At 60.3% G+C, this 16,742-nt stretch carries 13 protein-coding genes; 11 read left to right on the top strand and 2 right to left on the bottom strand.

From position 1 onward, the window contains the following. Positions 1-14 precede the first annotated feature (14 nt). From iscS to sseB, 9 genes are all read left to right on the top strand, one after another. Positions 15-1,229, top strand: coding sequence for a cysteine desulfurase (iscS, locus tag CWM54_RS18685; protein ID WP_061153662.1), 1,215 nt, complete (start codon positions 15-17; stop codon positions 1,227-1,229). Positions 1,230-1,255: 26 nt separating this feature from the next. After that, a complete protein-coding gene (gene iscU / locus CWM54_RS18680; protein ID WP_002913991.1) occupies positions 1,256-1,642 on the top strand; it encodes a Fe-S cluster assembly scaffold IscU in 387 nt (128 codons plus the stop codon). Positions 1,643-1,659: 17 nt separating this feature from the next. Beyond that, the gene (gene iscA / locus CWM54_RS18675; RefSeq protein ID WP_002913979.1) at positions 1,660-1,983 is read left to right on the top strand and encodes an iron-sulfur cluster assembly protein IscA; all 324 of its coding nucleotides are present in this window, start codon (positions 1,660-1,662) and stop codon (positions 1,981-1,983) included. A gap of 74 nt (positions 1,984-2,057) precedes the next feature. Further along, positions 2,058-2,573, top strand: a complete 516-nt coding sequence (gene hscB, locus CWM54_RS18670; RefSeq protein ID WP_100698089.1) for a co-chaperone HscB — start codon at positions 2,058-2,060, stop codon at positions 2,571-2,573. Positions 2,574-2,588: 15 nt separating this feature from the next. Next, positions 2,589-4,439 carry a Fe-S protein assembly chaperone HscA gene (gene hscA / locus CWM54_RS18665; RefSeq protein WP_061153664.1) on the top strand — a complete coding sequence of 617 codons (1,851 nt, stop codon included), beginning with the start codon at positions 2,589-2,591 and terminating at the stop codon, positions 4,437-4,439. Between the two features lies 1 nt (position 4,440). Next, complete coding sequence (gene fdx / locus CWM54_RS18660; protein WP_004201872.1) at positions 4,441-4,776, top strand: ISC system 2Fe-2S type ferredoxin; 336 nt, start codon at positions 4,441-4,443, stop codon at positions 4,774-4,776. Position 4,777: 1 nt separating this feature from the next. After that, a complete protein-coding gene (iscX, locus tag CWM54_RS18655; RefSeq protein WP_002913954.1) occupies positions 4,778-4,978 on the top strand; it encodes a Fe-S cluster assembly protein IscX in 201 nt (66 codons plus the stop codon). Between the two features lie 106 nt (positions 4,979-5,084). Then, positions 5,085-6,371 (top strand): aminopeptidase PepB, encoded by a 1,287-nt coding sequence (gene pepB / locus CWM54_RS18650; RefSeq protein ID WP_100698087.1) that lies wholly within the window; start codon positions 5,085-5,087, stop codon positions 6,369-6,371. Between the two features lie 98 nt (positions 6,372-6,469). Beyond that, entirely contained in the window at positions 6,470-7,246 is a 777-nt protein-coding gene (gene sseB, locus CWM54_RS18645) for an enhanced serine sensitivity protein SseB (protein WP_100698085.1), read from the top strand. A gap of 70 nt (positions 7,247-7,316) precedes the next feature. On the opposite strand, the gene CWM54_RS18640 is transcribed toward sseB, so the two are convergent. Together CWM54_RS18640 and sseA are read right to left on the bottom strand one after the other, a co-directional pair. Further along, positions 7,317-8,159, bottom strand: a complete 843-nt coding sequence (locus CWM54_RS18640) for a hypothetical protein (RefSeq protein ID WP_100698083.1) — start codon at positions 8,157-8,159, stop codon at positions 7,317-7,319. Between the two features lie 227 nt (positions 8,160-8,386). Continuing rightward, a complete protein-coding gene (gene sseA, locus CWM54_RS18635) occupies positions 8,387-9,244 on the bottom strand; it encodes a 3-mercaptopyruvate sulfurtransferase (RefSeq protein WP_100698081.1) in 858 nt (285 codons plus the stop codon). A gap of 206 nt (positions 9,245-9,450) precedes the next feature. On the opposite strand from sseA, the gene CWM54_RS18630 reads away from it, so the two are divergent. Beyond that, positions 9,451-14,400 carry an alpha-2-macroglobulin family protein gene (locus CWM54_RS18630; protein ID WP_100698079.1) on the top strand — a complete coding sequence of 1,650 codons (4,950 nt, stop codon included), beginning with the start codon at positions 9,451-9,453 and terminating at the stop codon, positions 14,398-14,400. Continuing rightward, the gene (gene pbpC / locus CWM54_RS18625; RefSeq protein ID WP_100698077.1) at positions 14,401-16,725 is read left to right on the top strand and encodes a peptidoglycan glycosyltransferase PbpC; all 2,325 of its coding nucleotides are present in this window, start codon (positions 14,401-14,403) and stop codon (positions 16,723-16,725) included. The last annotated feature ends 17 nt before the right edge of the window (positions 16,726-16,742 follow it).

Below are 16,742 nucleotides of genomic sequence, written 5' to 3'. Positions count from 1 at the left end.
GGAGTTTAAGAGCAATGAAATTACCGATTTATCTCGATTACTCCGCAACCACGCCGGTGGACCCGCGTGTTGCCGAGAAAATGATGCAGTTCCTGACCATGGACGGGACCTTTGGTAACCCGGCCTCCCGTTCCCACCGTTTTGGCTGGCAGGCTGAAGAGGCGGTTGATATCGCCCGCAATCAGATTGCCGAGCTGGTCGGTGCCGACCCGCGCGAAATCGTCTTTACCTCTGGTGCGACGGAATCCGACAACCTGGCGATCAAGGGTGCAGCCAACTTTTATCAGAAAAAAGGCAAGCACATCATCACCAGCAAAACCGAGCATAAAGCGGTTCTGGATACCTGCCGTCAGCTGGAGCGCGAAGGCTTCGAAGTGACCTACCTGGCGCCGCAGCGCAACGGGATTATCGATCTGAAAGAGCTGGAAGCGGCGATGCGTGACGACACCATCCTGGTTTCCATCATGCATGTGAATAACGAAATCGGCGTGGTGCAGGATATCGCTACCATCGGCGAGATGTGTCGCGCCCGCGGTATCATTTACCACGTAGACGCCACCCAGAGCGTGGGCAAGCTGCCTATCGATCTGAGCCAGTTGAAAGTGGACCTGATGTCCTTCTCCGGCCACAAAATCTACGGTCCGAAAGGCATTGGCGCGCTGTATGTTCGCCGTAAGCCGCGTATTCGTATCGAAGCGCAAATCCACGGCGGCGGCCACGAGCGCGGTATGCGTTCTGGTACTCTGCCTGTTCACCAGATCGTCGGCATGGGTGAAGCTTACCGTATCGCCAAAGAAGAGATGGAAAGCGAAATGGCGCGTCTGCGCACCCTGCGCAACCGTCTGTGGAACGGCGTGAAGGATATGGAAGAAGTTTATCTGAACGGCGACCTCGAGCAGGGCGCGCCGAACATTCTTAACGTCAGCTTCAACTACGTTGAAGGTGAGTCGCTGATTATGGCGCTGAAAGACCTGGCGGTTTCCTCCGGTTCAGCCTGTACTTCCGCGAGCCTTGAGCCATCCTACGTGCTGCGCGCGTTAGGTATGACTGATGAACTGGCGCACAGTTCTATTCGTTTCTCTTTAGGTCGTTTCACTACCGAAGAAGAGATTGACTACACCATCAATCTGGTTCGCAACTCCATCGGCCGTCTGCGCGACCTTTCTCCGCTGTGGGAAATGTTCAAGCAGGGCGTGGATCTGAACAGTATTGAATGGTCACATCACTAATTCGGCACCGATAAGGAGAATTCAACATGGCATACAGCGAAAAAGTCATCGATCATTACGAAAACCCGCGCAACGTCGGCTCTTTTGACAACAGCGACGAGAACGTCGGCAGCGGCATGGTCGGTGCGCCGGCCTGTGGCGACGTGATGAAGTTGCAGATTAAAGTCAACAATGAAGGTATCATTGAAGACGCGCGCTTCAAGACCTACGGCTGTGGTTCCGCCATCGCTTCCAGCTCCCTGGTCACCGAGTGGGTGAAGGGCAAATCCCTGGACGAAGCGCAGGCGATCAAGAACACCGATATCGCCGATGAACTGGAACTGCCGCCGGTGAAAATTCACTGCTCTATTCTGGCGGAAGACGCGATTAAAGCCGCGATTGCGGATTACAAAAGCAAACGTGAAGCAAAATAATTAGTTGAGGTTTTGTTATGTCGATTACTCTTAGCGACAGTGCTGCAGCGCGAGTCAATGCCTTTCTGGCGAACCGCGGTAAAGGGTTTGGCCTGCGCCTGGGCGTGAGAACCTCCGGCTGCTCGGGTATGGCCTATGTACTGGAGTTTGTTGACGAGCCGGCGGCTGAAGACACCGTGTTTGAAGACAAAGGCGTGAAGGTCGTGATCGACGGCAAAAGTCTGCAATTCCTCGACGGCACTCAGCTGGACTTCGTCAAAGAAGGCCTCAACGAAGGGTTCAAGTTCACCAACCCTAACGTCAAAGATGAGTGCGGCTGCGGCGAAAGCTTTAACGTATAATCGGTCATCCCCAACCCCACCGCGGTCACGCCGCGCGTGGGGTTTTAATTTAGATGCATGACCCTGAGGTTACTATGGACTATTTCACCCTCTTCGGGTTACCAGCCAGCTATACCCTCTCGCTTGAACAACTGGCTGTCCGGTATCAGGATCTGCAGCGCCAGTACCATCCGGATAAATTTGCCAGCGCGCCTGCTGCGGAACAGCTGGTAGCGGTTCAGCACTCCGCCACCATTAACCAGGCCTGGCAAACTCTGCGCCATCCGCTGACCCGAGCGGAATATCTCCTTTCGCTGCACGGCTTCGACCTCGCCAGCGAGCAACATACCGTCCGCGATACCGCGTTCCTGATGGAACAGCTGGAACTGCGTGAAGAGCTCGATGAGATCGGTAAGGCGAAAGACGATGTGCGGCTGGAAGACTTTATCAAACGAGTGAAAGCGCTGTTTGATACCCGCCATCAACTGATGGTTGAACAATTGCATAATGAGAGCTGGGAGGCGGCGGCGGACACGGTACGTAAGCTCCGTTTTCTCGATAAACTGCGCAGCAGTGCTGAAGAACTCGAAGAAAAACTGCTCGATTTTTAATTTTCGGAAGCAATTATGGCCTTATTACAAATTAGTGAGCCCGGCCTGAGCGCCGCGCCGCACCAGCGTCGTCTGGCGGCCGGCATAGACCTGGGCACCACCAATTCTCTGGTGGCTACCGTGCGTAGCGGCCAGGCCGAAACTCTGCCCGATCATCAAGGTCGCTATCTGCTGCCGTCGGTGGTGAACTACCACGCCTCGGGACTGACCGTCGGCTATGAAGCCCGGCTGAATGCCGCCCAGGATCCGGTGAACACCATCAGCTCGGTGAAGCGAATGATGGGGCGCTCCCTCGCCGATATTCAAAACCGCTATCCGCATCTGCCGTATCAGCTGCAGGCCAGTGAAAACGGTCTGCCGATGATCCAGACCGCCGGCGGCCTGCTGAACCCGATTCGCGTCTCCGCCGATATCCTCAAAGCGCTGGCCGCCCGGGCGACCGAAGCGCTGGGCGGCGAACTTGATGGCGTGGTGATTACCGTTCCCGCTTACTTCGATGATGCTCAGCGTCAGGGGACCAAAGACGCGGCGCGTCTGGCGGGGCTGCACGTGCTGCGCCTGCTCAATGAGCCGACCGCGGCGGCTATCGCCTACGGCCTCGATTCCGGTCAGGAAGGGGTGATTGCGGTCTATGATCTCGGCGGCGGCACCTTTGATATCTCTATTCTGCGCTTAAGCCGCGGGGTGTTTGAAGTACTGGCCACCGGCGGTGATTCTGCTCTCGGCGGCGATGATTTTGACCATCTGCTGGCGGACTACCTGCGCGAGCAGGCGGGCTTCAGCGACCGCAGCGATAACCGCCTGCAGCGCGAGCTGCTGGATGCCGCCATCGCGGCGAAAATCGCCCTCAGCGATGCTGAGGTGGCGCACGTCGAGGTTGGCGGCTGGCAGGGCGATATCACCCGTAGCCAGTTTAACGATCTGATTGCCTCCCTGGTAAAACGTACTTTACTGGCCTGCCGTCGTGCGCTGAAAGACGCCGGCGTTGAGGCGCAAGAGGTACTGGAAGTGGTGATGGTCGGTGGTTCCACTCGCGTGCCGCTGGTGCGCGAACGCGTTGGCGAATTCTTTGGCCGCACCCCGCTGACCTCCATCGACCCGGACAAAGTCGTCGCCATCGGCGCGGCGATTCAGGCGGATATTCTGGTCGGCAACAAGCCGGACAGCGAACTGCTGCTGCTCGACGTTATCCCGTTGTCGTTAGGGCTGGAAACGATGGGCGGGCTGGTGGAGAAAGTCATCCCGCGTAATACCACTATTCCGGTGGCCCGCGCGCAGGAGTTTACCACCTTCAAAGATGGTCAGACGGCAATGTCCATTCATGTGATGCAGGGCGAGCGTGAGCTGGTGCAGGATTGCCGCTCGCTGGCGCGTTTTGCGCTGCGCGGTATCCCGGCGCTGCCGGCGGGCGGGGCGCATATTCGCGTCACCTTCCAGGTCGATGCCGACGGTTTGCTGAGCGTCACGGCGATGGAAAAATCGACCGGCGTGGAAGCCTCTATCCAGGTGAAACCGTCTTACGGTCTGACTGATGGCGAAATCGCCACCATGATCAAAGATTCGATGAGCTATGCCGAACAGGATGTCCAGGCGCGTATGCTGGCTGAGCAGAAAGTGGAAGCCGCCCGCGTTCTGGAAAGCCTGGTCAGCGCGCTGGCCGCCGATGCCGCGCTGTTAAGCGCCGCGGAGCGTCAGGCTATCGATGCCGCCGCGGAGCAAGTGCGCGCCGCTGCGGCAGGCGACGATGCCGACGCCATTAAAGAAGCGATTAAAAATATCGACACACAAACCCAGGAATTCGCCGCCCGCCGTATGGATCAGTCGGTCCGTATCGCGCTGAAAGGCCAATCCGTGGACGAGGTTTAAAATGCCAAAAATTGTATTTCTGCCGCACCAGGACCTGTGTCCGGATGGCATCGTTGTGGAAGCTGAGACCGGTGAAACCATTCTGGATGCGGCGCTGCGTAGCGGCATCGAGATTGAACACGCCTGCGAAAAATCCTGTGCCTGCACCACCTGCCACTGCATTGTGCGTGAAGGCTTTGACTCGCTGGCGGAAAGTACCGAAGATGAAGATGATATGCTGGATAAAGCCTGGGGACTGGAACCTGACAGCCGCCTGAGCTGCCAGGCGCGCGTCACCGACGAAGATCTGGTCGTTGAGATCCCGCGTTACACCATCAACCACGCACGCGAGCACTAATATGGCACTGAAATGGACCGACAGTCGTGAAATCGGCGAAGCCTTGTACGACGCTTACCCGGATCTCGACCCGAAAACCGTTCGCTTTACCGACATGCATCAGTGGATTTGCGATCTGGAAGAGTTTGATGACGACCCAAACGCATCCAATGAAAAAATTCTCGAGGCGATTCTGCTAGTCTGGTTAGACGAAGCCGAATAATTTTCGCGTCATGATTTATGCGGCAGTTTAAGTCGGATGAATCATCGAGTGAGAGAACTTTACGGGCTGCCATACGGTGGCCCGTTTGCTAAGAAGGATAATGATAATGACCGAAGCCATGAAGATTACGCTTTCTACTCAGCCAGCCGATGCGCGCTGGGGAGAAAAGGCGTCTTACAGCATTAATAACGACGGCATCGCCCTGCACCTCAACGGCAAAGACGACCTGGGCCTGATTCAGCGTGCGGCGCGTAAAATTGACGGTATGGGCATTAAACATGTCGCGTTAAGCGGCGAAGGCTGGGACACCGATCGTGCCTGGGCGTTCTGGGCCGGCTACAAAGGGCCGAAGGGGAAGCGCCAGGTCGAATGGCCGACGCTGGACGATGCGCAGCGTAGCGAGCTGGACAACCGTCTGACCATTATTGACTGGGTGCGCGACACCATCAATGCCCCGGCGGAAGAGCTGGGTCCTGAGCAGTTGGCGCAGCGCGCCGTCGACCTGCTGTGCAGTGTGGCGGGCGAGAAGATGAGCTATCGCATCACCAAAGGTGAAGATCTGCGTGAGCAGGGCTATCTTGGTCTGCACACCGTGGGCCGCGGCTCCGAGCGTCCGCCGGTCCTGCTTGCGCTGGACTATAACCCAACCGGCGATAAAGAAGCCCCGGTATACGCCTGCCTGGTGGGCAAAGGCATTACTTTTGATTCCGGCGGCTATAGCATCAAACAGAGCGCCTTTATGGATTCAATGAAATCCGATATGGGCGGCGCGGCGACCATCACCGGCGCGCTGGCTTTTGCCATTTCTCGCGGGCTGAACAAGCGCGTGAAGCTCTACCTGTGCTGCGCCGACAACCTGATCAGCGGTAACGCCTTTAAACTCGGCGATATTATTCATTATCGTAACGGCAAAACCGTTGAAGTGATGAACACTGACGCCGAAGGCCGCCTGGTGCTGGCGGATGGCCTGATTGACGCTTCGGCGCAGAAGCCGCAGCTGATCATCGATGCCGCCACCCTGACCGGCGCGGCGAAAACTGCCCTGGGTAATGACTACCATGCGCTGTTTAGCTTTGACGATGCGCTGGCGAATCGCCTGCTGGCGAGCGCGCAGGCGGAAAACGAAGCCTTCTGGCGTCTGCCGCTGGCCGAGTTCCACCGTAATCAGCTGCCGTCGAACTTCGCAGAACTGAACAATACCGGCAGCGCGGCCTATCCGGCTGGCGCCAGTACCGCGGCGGGCTTCCTGTCCCACTTCGTGGAAAACTACCATCAGGGCTGGCTGCATATCGACTGTTCGGCAACCTATCGTAAATCTGCCGTTGAGCAGTGGTCGGCGGGCGCGACGGGTCTTGGCGTACGTACCATTGCTAACCTGCTGACGGCCGAGTAACGGCTTTGCCGGGTGGCGCTACGCTTACCCGGACTGGAAACTCGTATGCCCGCGTGGACGTAGCACCGCCGGGCAATTCATTGTGAAGTAGCCAAACTATGTCTGATACGAAAAATGAATTAGAAACCCTGCTGGAAAAAGCGGCGACCGAGCCCGCCCACCGTCCGGCATTTTTCAGCGCGCTGCTTGAGGCGACCGTCTGGGTACCGGGCAGTGCAGCCGATGGTGAGCAGATTGTCGAAGACAGCGCGCTGGATCTGCAGCACTGGGAAAAAGATGACGGCAGCTCGGTGATCCCGTTCTTTACCTCGCTGGAGGCGCTGCAGCAGGCGGTGGAAGACGAACAAGCTTTCGTGATGATGCCGGCCCGCACACTGATGGCGATGACACTGGGCGAATCGCTGTTCCTCAACCCGAAGCTGCCGAGCGGCAAAGAGTTCACCCCGCGGGAGATCAGCCATCTGCTCGGTGAAGAGGGCAGCCCGCTCAGTACCCAGACAGTACTGGAAGGCGGCGAAGCGCTGTTATTGTCTGAAGTCGCCGACCCGCCGGCGCAGATGGTGGATTCCCTGACCACGTTGTTTAAAACGCTGAAGATCGTCAAGCGGGCGTTCCTGTGCTCGATTAAAGAGCGTGTCGACGCACCGGCCAACTTGCTGATCGGCATTGAAGCTGAAGGGGATATTGAATCCGTTATTCAGACCACCGGCAGCGTGGCCACCGATACCTTGCCAGGCGATGAACCTATCGATATTTGCCAGGTGGTAGAAGGCGAGAAGGGCATCAGCCATTTTATGATTGCCCATATCACGCCGTTCTATGAAAAGCGCTGGGGCAGCTTCCTGCGCGATTTCAAACAAAACCGCATTATCTGACAGCGGGGGCGGCTGCCCCCGCTGTTTCTTTATGCTTCCAGTGTGAGGCCGAAAATCGGCTTTGCCAGGGTTAATGCAGCGCAGCAAAGATCCGCGGATAGGCTGACACCATGTTATAGAGGAGAAATCCCGTCACACACAGCGTGACAATGCCGTTGAAGAGCGCCATATCCCCACGCCATGCCCGACATCTCTCCTCGCCCAGCAAAGAACGTAGCGCTGCCACCAGCCCGCCGACCAGCATAAACGCCAGTAACACCCCTGCCATTTGCGCGATAACAATGTACCAGCCCAGCGGTGTATTCACGCCCCGGGCGCTCATCAGCGCGATCTGCGCTGGCAAAATCGTCTGGAACCCCAGAGTGAGTATCACGAGGAGACGCAGATCCGCCAGCGGAGCGTCAAACGTGCGGGCCAGACGCCGGGCGTCACGCAGGAGCAGCACCCCTGACGCCACCGCCGCGGCAACGCTGACGTGCTGGAGAATAAAAATATATAACGCCAGGGTTCCGGATCCGACCCGGGACAAAAAGAACAGATTGCAAAAGACGATGATCAGCAGGCCAAATTTTATGCCCCAGGCACGGAGTACCTCGCCGGGCCAGCGCCGGCTTGACGCAGGGTTATGCATCATCCACGCGGCAAGGGTCGATTTTCCGTAGCCGGGCGCGAGCAGCACCATCAGAAAACCCAGCAGCGCCTGATGGCCATAGGTGATCAACGGGACCTCTTCCAGAGTGACCCCGAGAAACTGGGTATACACGGAGACCGGCGCAGGAATCACGCTTAACCATGTTCGGTTCCATTGCGGCCAAAAATAAAGGATCGCGCCGCCTGCCAGCAGGCCAGCTATGCCTCCCAGCCAGGGAAGGCGCGGCGAATAAGCAGAATGTGGGTTGGAGACTAATGCCATTTTCACTCCTTGTGGTGACATCAGATTGGGACGGACTGGATGCGCTATCAGCCCTGAGGAATTCCGTACCGGTGCTCTGCCTCCTCATCAGGCAAAGCGAATACGGCAGGTACAAACCCTGCGGCAGCACAGAGTAACCGGTTTATCGAGAAGCAGAAGGAAGGGGGAGGGAAAATCAGAAATTATTTAGTGACCGCGGGAGGGAACCGCCCGCGGTCAGGCCGTGTTTACTGAGCGGCAGAGGCCGGTTCAATCGGCAGATCGGTCCGTGCGCCCCATTCGCTCCAGGAGCCGTCGTACAGGCAGACGCCATTCACGCCAAGCGTGGTGAGGGCCAGCACGACCACCGCCGCCGTCACCCCCGATCCGCAGCTGGCGATGATTGGCCGTTCAAAATCGACACCCTGACGCAAAAAGATGTCGTTCAGCTCGTCGACGGTTTTCAGCTCGCCGTTAATCACCAGCTCAGTCCACGGCACGTTAAGCGCGCCGGGGATATGCCCGCGACGCAGGCCCGGGCGCGGTTCGTCGGCCAGGCCGTTAAACCGGGCTGCCGGACGGGCATCGACAATCTGCGCCGACCCTTCATGGCTGACCAGCAGGACGTCGGTCAGGCGCTTAATTTGCTGGGGATCGAAACGCACGTCGAATTCCCCTTCAGCTACTTCCGGCACGCCTTGCTCCAGCGGCAGTTCGTCGCGCCGCCAGCCCTCCAGCCCACCGGCCAGTATGGACACCTTCTCCACGCCAAAGGTGCGCAGCATCCACCAGGTGCGAGGCGCGGAAAACAGATTGCCTTCGTCATAAACCACCAGGTGCTTATCGCTGCAGACGCCCAGCTCGCGCATGGCGACGGCAAACGCCTCGGCGCGCGGCATCATATGCGGCAGCGGGCTGGTATGATCGGACAGCGCCTCGATATCGAAAAACAGCGCGTTCGGCACATGGCCGGCGCGGTATTCCGCTGCCATATCGCGCAGGGCCTCCTGCCCGGCGGGCGCCATGCGGGCGTCGATAATCTGGATCTCCGGGTCATCAATATGTTCTGCCAGCCAGTCGGCGGCGATAAAAAACGAGGTGGACATGGGTGCCTCCGTTTTACGATTCATGACTGAATTGTCGGCGTTTTATCTCACGCTGACAAGTTAAGGACGTCATAGTGGGGACGACGTCACGGCACTTTTCTGATTAATCGGCAGAAACCCGCGTCATCACTGTTGAGAAGTGCCGCCTTAACGCATAATAAAAAGTGATAATTTGCATCAGGCCCACCGGCCGAGGGGTTAGAAGGATGAAACCATTTCGTTTAGCGGCGCTGTCACTGGCGCTCCTTACCGCATTTTCATTAACCGGGTGTGATGACAGCAGTACGCCGCAGGCCACTGCCCCGGCGCCAGCTGCGGATAGCAGCCCAGACACGACGACAAAACCGGACAGCGCCCAGCTGGCGGCGCTGGCGGAAAAAAGTCAGGGCAAAGCGCTGACGCTGATCGACGCCTCGGAAGTCCAACTGGATGGCGCCGCGACCCTGGTGCTGACGTTTTCCGTGCCGCTGCAGCCGGACCAGGATTTCTCCCGCAGCGTACATCTGGTCGACAAGAAAAGCGGTAAGGTGGACGGTGCCTGGGAGCTGGCGCCGAATCTGAAAGAGCTGCGTCTGCGTCACCTTGAGCCAAAGCGCGAGCTGATTGTCTCGGTCGACCCGACGCTGACCGCCCTGAACAAGGCTACGCTCGACAAACCGTTCGAGAAGACCCTGACCACCCGCGATATCGCACCGAGCGTTGGTTTCGCCAGCCGCGGCTCGCTGCTGCCGGGCAACGTGGTCGCCGGGCTGCCGGTGATGGCGCTGAACGTCGACAATGTCGATGTCAATTTCTTCCGTATTAAGCCGGAATCACTCTCCGCGTTTGTCAGCCAGTGGGAATACCGCAACTCGTTAAGCAACTGGGAGTCTGATGAGCTGCTGAAGATGGCGGATCTGGTCTATACCGGCCGCTTCGATCTCAACCCGGCACGCAATACCCGCGAGAAGCTGCTGCTGCCGCTGAACGATATCAAGCCGCTCCAGCAGCCGGGTGTCTACGTGGCGGTCATGAACCCGGCGGGCCATTATAGCTACAGCAACGCGGCGACGCTGTTTACCCTCAGCGATATCGGCGTCTCGGCGCATCGCTACCATAACCGGCTGGACGTCTTTACCCAGAGCCTGGAAAACGGCGCTGCCCAGTCGGGCATTGAGGTGCAACTGCTCAATGCCAAAGGGCAGACGCTGGCGCTGGCGAAAAGCGACAGCCAGGGCCATGTCACCCTGCAAACCGATAAAGAAGCCGCGCTGCTGCTGGCGCGCAAAGAGGGGCAGACGACGCTGCTCGACCTCAAGCTGCCGGCGCTGGATCTGGCTGAATTCTCTATCGCAGGGGCGCCCGGCTTTAGCAAACAGTTCTTTATGTTTGGCCCGCGCGACCTTTATCGCCCGGGTGAAACCGTCATCCTTAATGCGCTGTTGCGCGATAGCGACGGCAAGCCGCTGGCGGAGCAGCCGGTGAAGCTGGAGGTGGTTCAGCCGGATGGCCAGGTGATCCGCTCGGTGATGAGCAAACCGGTGAATGGTCTGTACCAGTTCACTTATCCGCTCGACAGCGGCGCGGCCACCGGTATGTGGCACATTCGCGCCAGCACCGGCGATAACCAGCCGCGCGAATGGGACTTCCACGTCGAGGACTTTATGCCGGAACGCATGGCCCTGAACCTGACGCCGCAGGCGGCGCCAGTCGCGCCGGATGCCGACGTCACCTTTGGCGTCCGCGGCGCTTATCTCTACGGTGCGCCGGCCAGCGGCAATCAGCTGCAGGGCAAGCTGTTCCTGCGCCCGCTGCGCGATGCCGTTGCCGCGCTGCCGGGCTTCCAGTTCGGCGATATCGCGGAAGAAAACCTCTCCCGTAGTCTGGATGAAGTCCAGCTGACGCTGGATAAAAAAGGCCGTGGCGAAGTGACCACCTCAAGCCAGTGGCAGGATAGCCACTCGCCGCTGCAGGTGGTGCTGCAGGCGAGCCTGCTGGAATCCGGCGGTCGCCCGGTGACCCGTACGGTTAAGCAGCCGATCTGGCCTGCCGAGGCGCTGCCGGGGATCCGCCCGCAATTTACACTGAAGGACGTTTACGATTACCGCACCGACACCACGGTGAAGCAGCCGGTGGTCGATGAGAACAGTAACGCCGCGTTTGACATCGTCTATGCCGACGCCAAAGGCGAGAAAAAAGCGGTCTCGGGCCTGCAGGTACGGCTGATCCGCGAGCGGCGCGACTACTACTGGAACTGGTCCGATAGCGAGGGCTGGCAGTCGCAGTTCGATCAAAAAGATCTGCAGGAGGGTGAGGAGTCGCTGGATCTGCAGGCCGGACAAACCGGCAAAGTGAGCTTCCCGGTAGAGTGGGGCTCATATCGCCTGGAGGTGAAAGGGCCGGACGACGTGGTCAGCAGCGTGCGCTTCTGGGCCGGCTATAGCTGGCAGGATAACAGCGAAGGTACCGGCGCGGCGCGTCCTGACCGGGTCACCATGAAGCTGGATAAACCGAGCTATAAACCGGGCGACACCATCAAGCTGCACATTGCCGCCCCGGCGGCGGGTAAAGGCTACGCGATGGTGGAATCCAGCGAAGGGCCGCTGTGGTGGCAGGAGATTGACGTCCCTGCCGAGGGGATGGATCTGTCTATTCCGGTGGATAAAGCCTGGAACCGCCACGATCTCTACCTCAGCACGCTGGTGGTTCGCCCCGGTGATAAATCCCGCTCGGCGACGCCAAAACGCGCGGTGGGCCTGCTGCATCTGCCGCTGGGCGATGAAAACCGCCGCCTGACGCTGGCGCTGGAAGCGCCGGACAAAATGCGCCCCAACCAGCCGCTGACGGTGAAAGTGAAAGCCAGCGTCAAAGAGGGCGAGGCGCCGAAACAGGTCAATGTCCTGCTTTCGGCGGTGGATAGCGGGGTGCTGAATATTACCGATTACGCCACCCCGGATCCGTGGAACGCCTTCTTTGGCCAGAAGCGTTACGGCGCAGATATCTATGACATCTACGGCCAGGTGATTGAAGGGCAGGGGCGTGTGGCCAGCCTGCGCTTCGGCGGCGATGGCGACGAGTTAAAACGCGGCGGCAAACCGCCGGTCAACCACGTGACGATCGTCGCCCAGCAGGCGCAGCCGGTGGTGTTGAACGATCAGGGCGAAGGCACGGTGACGTTACCCATCGGTGATTTTAACGGCGAGCTGCGGGTGATGGCCCAGGCGTGGACGGCCGATGACTTCGGCAGCAGCGAAGATAAAGTGGTGGTGGCCGCCCCGGTTATCGCCGAACTGAATACCCCGCGCTTCCTCGCCAGCGGCGATACCACGCGTCTGGCGCTTGATCTCAGCAATCTGACCGATAAACCGCAAACTCTGCAGGTACATCTTGCCGCCAGCGGGCTGGTGACCTTGACCGAGGGTCAGTTGCCGCCGGTGCAACTGGCACCAGGGGCGCGCAGCACGCTATTCGTGCCGGTCAGCGCATTGGCGGGCTTCGGCGATGGTCAAGTGAGCGCGACCATCAGCGGCCTGAGCCTGCCGGGTGAAACCTTCGCCCCGCTGCAAAAACAGTGGAAAATCGGCGTCCGTCCGGCGTTCCCGGCCCAGACCGTCAACAGCGGCGCGGTGCTGCAGCCCGGCGAAAGCTGGCAGGCGCCGGCGGCGCAGAGCCAGGGCTTTGCCCCGCAAACGCTGCAGGGCCAGCTGCTGCTCAGCGGTAAACCGCCGTTGAACCTTGCCCGTTATATCCGTGAGCTGAAAGCCTATCCTTACGGCTGCCTTGAGCAGACCGCCAGCGGCCTGTTCCCGTCGCTGTACACCAGCGCGGCGCAGCTAAAAGCGTTGGGCATCAGCGGCGATAGCGATGAAAAACGCCGCGCGGCAATCGATGTTGGTATCTCGCGCCTGCTGCAGATGCAACTGGAAAACGGTGGTTTTGCGCTGTGGGATAAAGAGGGGCCGGAAGAGTACTGGCTGACCGCCTACGCTATGGACTTCCTCGTCCGCGCGGGCGAGCAGGGCTATAGCGTACCGGTCAACGCCATTAATAAAGGTAACGAACGCCTGCTGCGCTATCTGCAGGAGCCGGGGCTGATGACCGTGCGCTACAGCGATGATGCCCAGGCCAGCCGCTTTGCCGCCCAGGCGTATGCCGCGCTGGTGCTGGCACGTCAGCAAAAAGCCCCGCTTGGCGCATTGCGTGAAATCTGGAGCCGTTACGACCAGGCGCGCTCCGGCTTGCCGCTGCTGCAGCTCGGCATTGCGCTGAAAACCATGGGCGATGCGCCGCGCGGCGATGAGGCCATGAAGCTGGCGGTGACCACCCCGCGCCAGGATGAGAATCGTTGGCTGGGTGATTACGGCAGCCCGCTTCGCGATGACGCCCTGAAGCTGGCGCTGCTGGAAGAGAACAAGCTGCTGCCGGAGGTGCAAAATAAGCTGTTGAGCATGCTGTCGGAAGAAGCCTACGGTCAGCGCTGGCTGTCGACCCAGGAAACCAATGCCCTGTTCCTTGCCGGACGTTCGCTGGCGGACCTGCCGGGCAACTGGCAGGCGCAAACCTCACTGCAGGCCGAGCCGCTGGCCGGCGACAAAGCGCAAACCCGCAACCTCGACGGCGATCGGCTGGCGGCGCTGCAGGTGAGCAATACCGGCAGTCAGCCGCTGTGGCTGCGCCTGGACAGCAGCGGCTATCCACAAAGCGCGCCGCAGCCAGGCGGTAACGTCCTGGGGATTGAACGCACTATTTTCGATACCCAGGGTCAGCAGAAATCGCTGACGTCGTTGCGCAGCGGCGAACTGGTGCTGGTGAAGCTGGAGGTGACCGCCAAACGCAACGTGCCTGACGCGCTGATCGTCGACCTGCTGCCAGCCGGTCTCGAGCTGGAAAACCAGAGTCTGGCCAACAGCAGCGCCAGTCTGCAGGAAAATGGCGACGCGGTGCAAAACCTGCTCAACCAGATGCAGCAGGCGGATATTCAGCATATCGAGTTCCGTGACGACCGTTTCGTCGCCGCTGTCGCTGTCAATGAAGGCCAGCCGGTGACGCTGGTCTATCTGGCGCGGGCGGTGACGCCGGGCACTTATCAGGTTCCGCAGCCGCAGGTGGAATCGATGTATGTGCCGCAGTGGCGGGCGACCGGGGCGGCCAGCGGTCCGCTCACCGTGACGCCGTAAATGCGCGTATTGCCTCGGGTAAAACGCCGCTGGCACTGGCTGGCGGCGTTTATTTTTCTGCTGTGGCTGGCGGTGCTGGCCGCCGATCGCCTGTGGCCGCTGCCGCTGCAGGAGGTCACCCCTGCTCGGGTGGTAGTGGCGGAAGACGGCACGCCGCTCTGGCGCTTTGCCGATGCGCAGGGCGTCTGGCGTTATCCGGTGACTCTCGCCGATGTGTCGCCGCGCTATCTGCAGGCGCTCATCCAGTATGAAGACCGCTGGTTCTGGAAACATCCAGGGGTCAATCCCTTCGCGGTGCTGCGCGCCGCCTGGCAGGATTTAACCTCCGGGCGGGTCATTTCCGGCGGCAGCACGCTCACCATGCAGGTCGCGCGTCTGCTCGACCCTCATCCACGCACCTTCGGCGGCAAGCTGCGCCAGCTATGGCGGGCGCTGCAGCTGGAGTGGCATCTGTCAAAAAGCGATATTCTAACTCTGTATCTGAACCGCGCGCCGTTTGGCGGCACCCTGCAGGGGATCGGCGCGGCCAGTTGGGCTTATCTCGGTAAACCGCCCACTCAGCTCAGCTACGGCGAGGCGGCGCTGCTGGCGGTCCTGCCGCAGGCGCCCAGCCGTTTACGTCCGGACCGCTGGCCGCAGCGGGCCCAGGCGGCGCGCGATAAAGTCCTTACGCGCATGGTCAGCCAGGGCGTCTGGCCGCAACGGGCGGTGAAGGAAGCGATGGAGGAGCCGGTGTGGCTGTTTCCGCGCCAGATGCCGCAGCTGGCGCCGCTTTTTTCACGCCGGGCGCTGGCGACCAGTCGGGATGAAAAGGTGGTGACGACTCTTGATGCCGGGCTCCAGCGTCAGCTTGAGGATCTGGCGCTGAACTGGAAATCGCGCCTGCCGCCGCGCAGCTCACTGGCGATTGTTGTCGTCGACCACACGGATATGAAAGTCCGCGGCTGGGTGGGCTCGGCGGATATCACCGACGACAGCCGCTTCGGTCATATTGATATGGTCTCGGCGGTGCGTTCGCCGGGATCGGTACTGAAACCCTTTGTCTACGCGATGGCAATGGATGACGGGCTGATTCATCCGGCATCGTTGTTACAGGATGTTCCACGGCGTTTTAGCGACTATCGCCCCGGCAATTTTGACAGTGGTTTTCATGGCCCGGTGAGCGCCAGCGAAGCCCTGGTGCGCTCGCTGAATCTCCCTGCGGTTCAGGTGCTCGAAGCCTATGGGCCCAAACGTTTCGCGGCGAATTTACGCAACGCCGGGCTGCCCCTGATGCTGCCCGCTGGCGCTGAGCCGAATCTGTCGCTGATCCTCGGTGGGGCCGGGGCACGGCTGGAAGATATCGTCGCGGCGTACAGCGCCTTTGCCCGTCACGGCAAGGCGGCGCGGCTGCGCATGAAACCTGACGCGCCGCTGGTGGAACGGGCGCTGATGTCACCCGGCGCGGCGTGGATTGTCCGGCGCATTATGGCCAGCGAAGCGCAACCGGTTCCCGATGCCTCACTGCCGCAAGTGGTCCCGCTGGCGTGGAAAACCGGCACCAGCTATGGCTATCGCGATGCGTGGGCGGTCGGCCTCAATGCGCGATATCTGATAGGTATCTGGACCGGACGGCCTGACGGTACACCGGTGGTGGGCCAGTTTGGCTTCGCCAGCGCCGTGCCGCTGCTCAATCAGGTCAATAATCTGTTGCTGGCGCGCCAGGCGATGAGCCGCGGCGGTCTGCCGGTCGACCCGCGCCCGCAAACGGTGAGCCGCGGGACTATTTGCTGGCCAGGCGGGCAGGATCTACCGGCCGGTGACAGCAACTGCCGCCGGCGCTTAGCCAGCTGGCTGCTGGATGCCAGCCAGCCACCGACGCTGCTGCTGCCCGGGCAGGAGGGCGTGCGCGGGATCCGCTTCCCGGTGTGGCGCAACGCAGCAGGGGAAAGGGTGGCCGCGGATTGTCCGGGTGCGACAGAAACTTCTGTTGATGTCTGGCCGCTACCGCTGGAACCCTGGCTGCCGGCCAGCGAGCGCCGACGTGCGCGTCTGGGACCGGTATCGACAGCGTGTCCGCCGCTGCAAACTCAGGATGCCGCGCCGCTGGTGCTGTCAGGTATTCGTGAAGGGGCGGTGATAAAACGTCTGCCGGGCGAGGTGCGGGTGGTGTTACCCCTGCAAACCAGCGGTGGGGAAGGGCGACGCTGGTGGTTTATCAACGGCCAGCCGTTAGACGCTACCGGTGCGACAACCACGCTAACGCTGGATAAGCCCGGCGAGTGGCAGCTGGTGGTCATGGATGAGGCAGGACAAACGGCGGCCGCCAGTTTCACCCTGCAATAACCAGGGTAAATTTGTTG

Source organism: Klebsiella sp. D-Nf1 (assembly GCF_002810515.1).
Classification (GTDB): Bacteria; Pseudomonadota; Gammaproteobacteria; order Enterobacterales; family Enterobacteriaceae; genus Klebsiella; species Klebsiella variicola.
The sequence above is the reverse complement of the archived record's forward strand: the minus strand, read 5'-3'. Positions and strand labels throughout refer to the sequence as shown.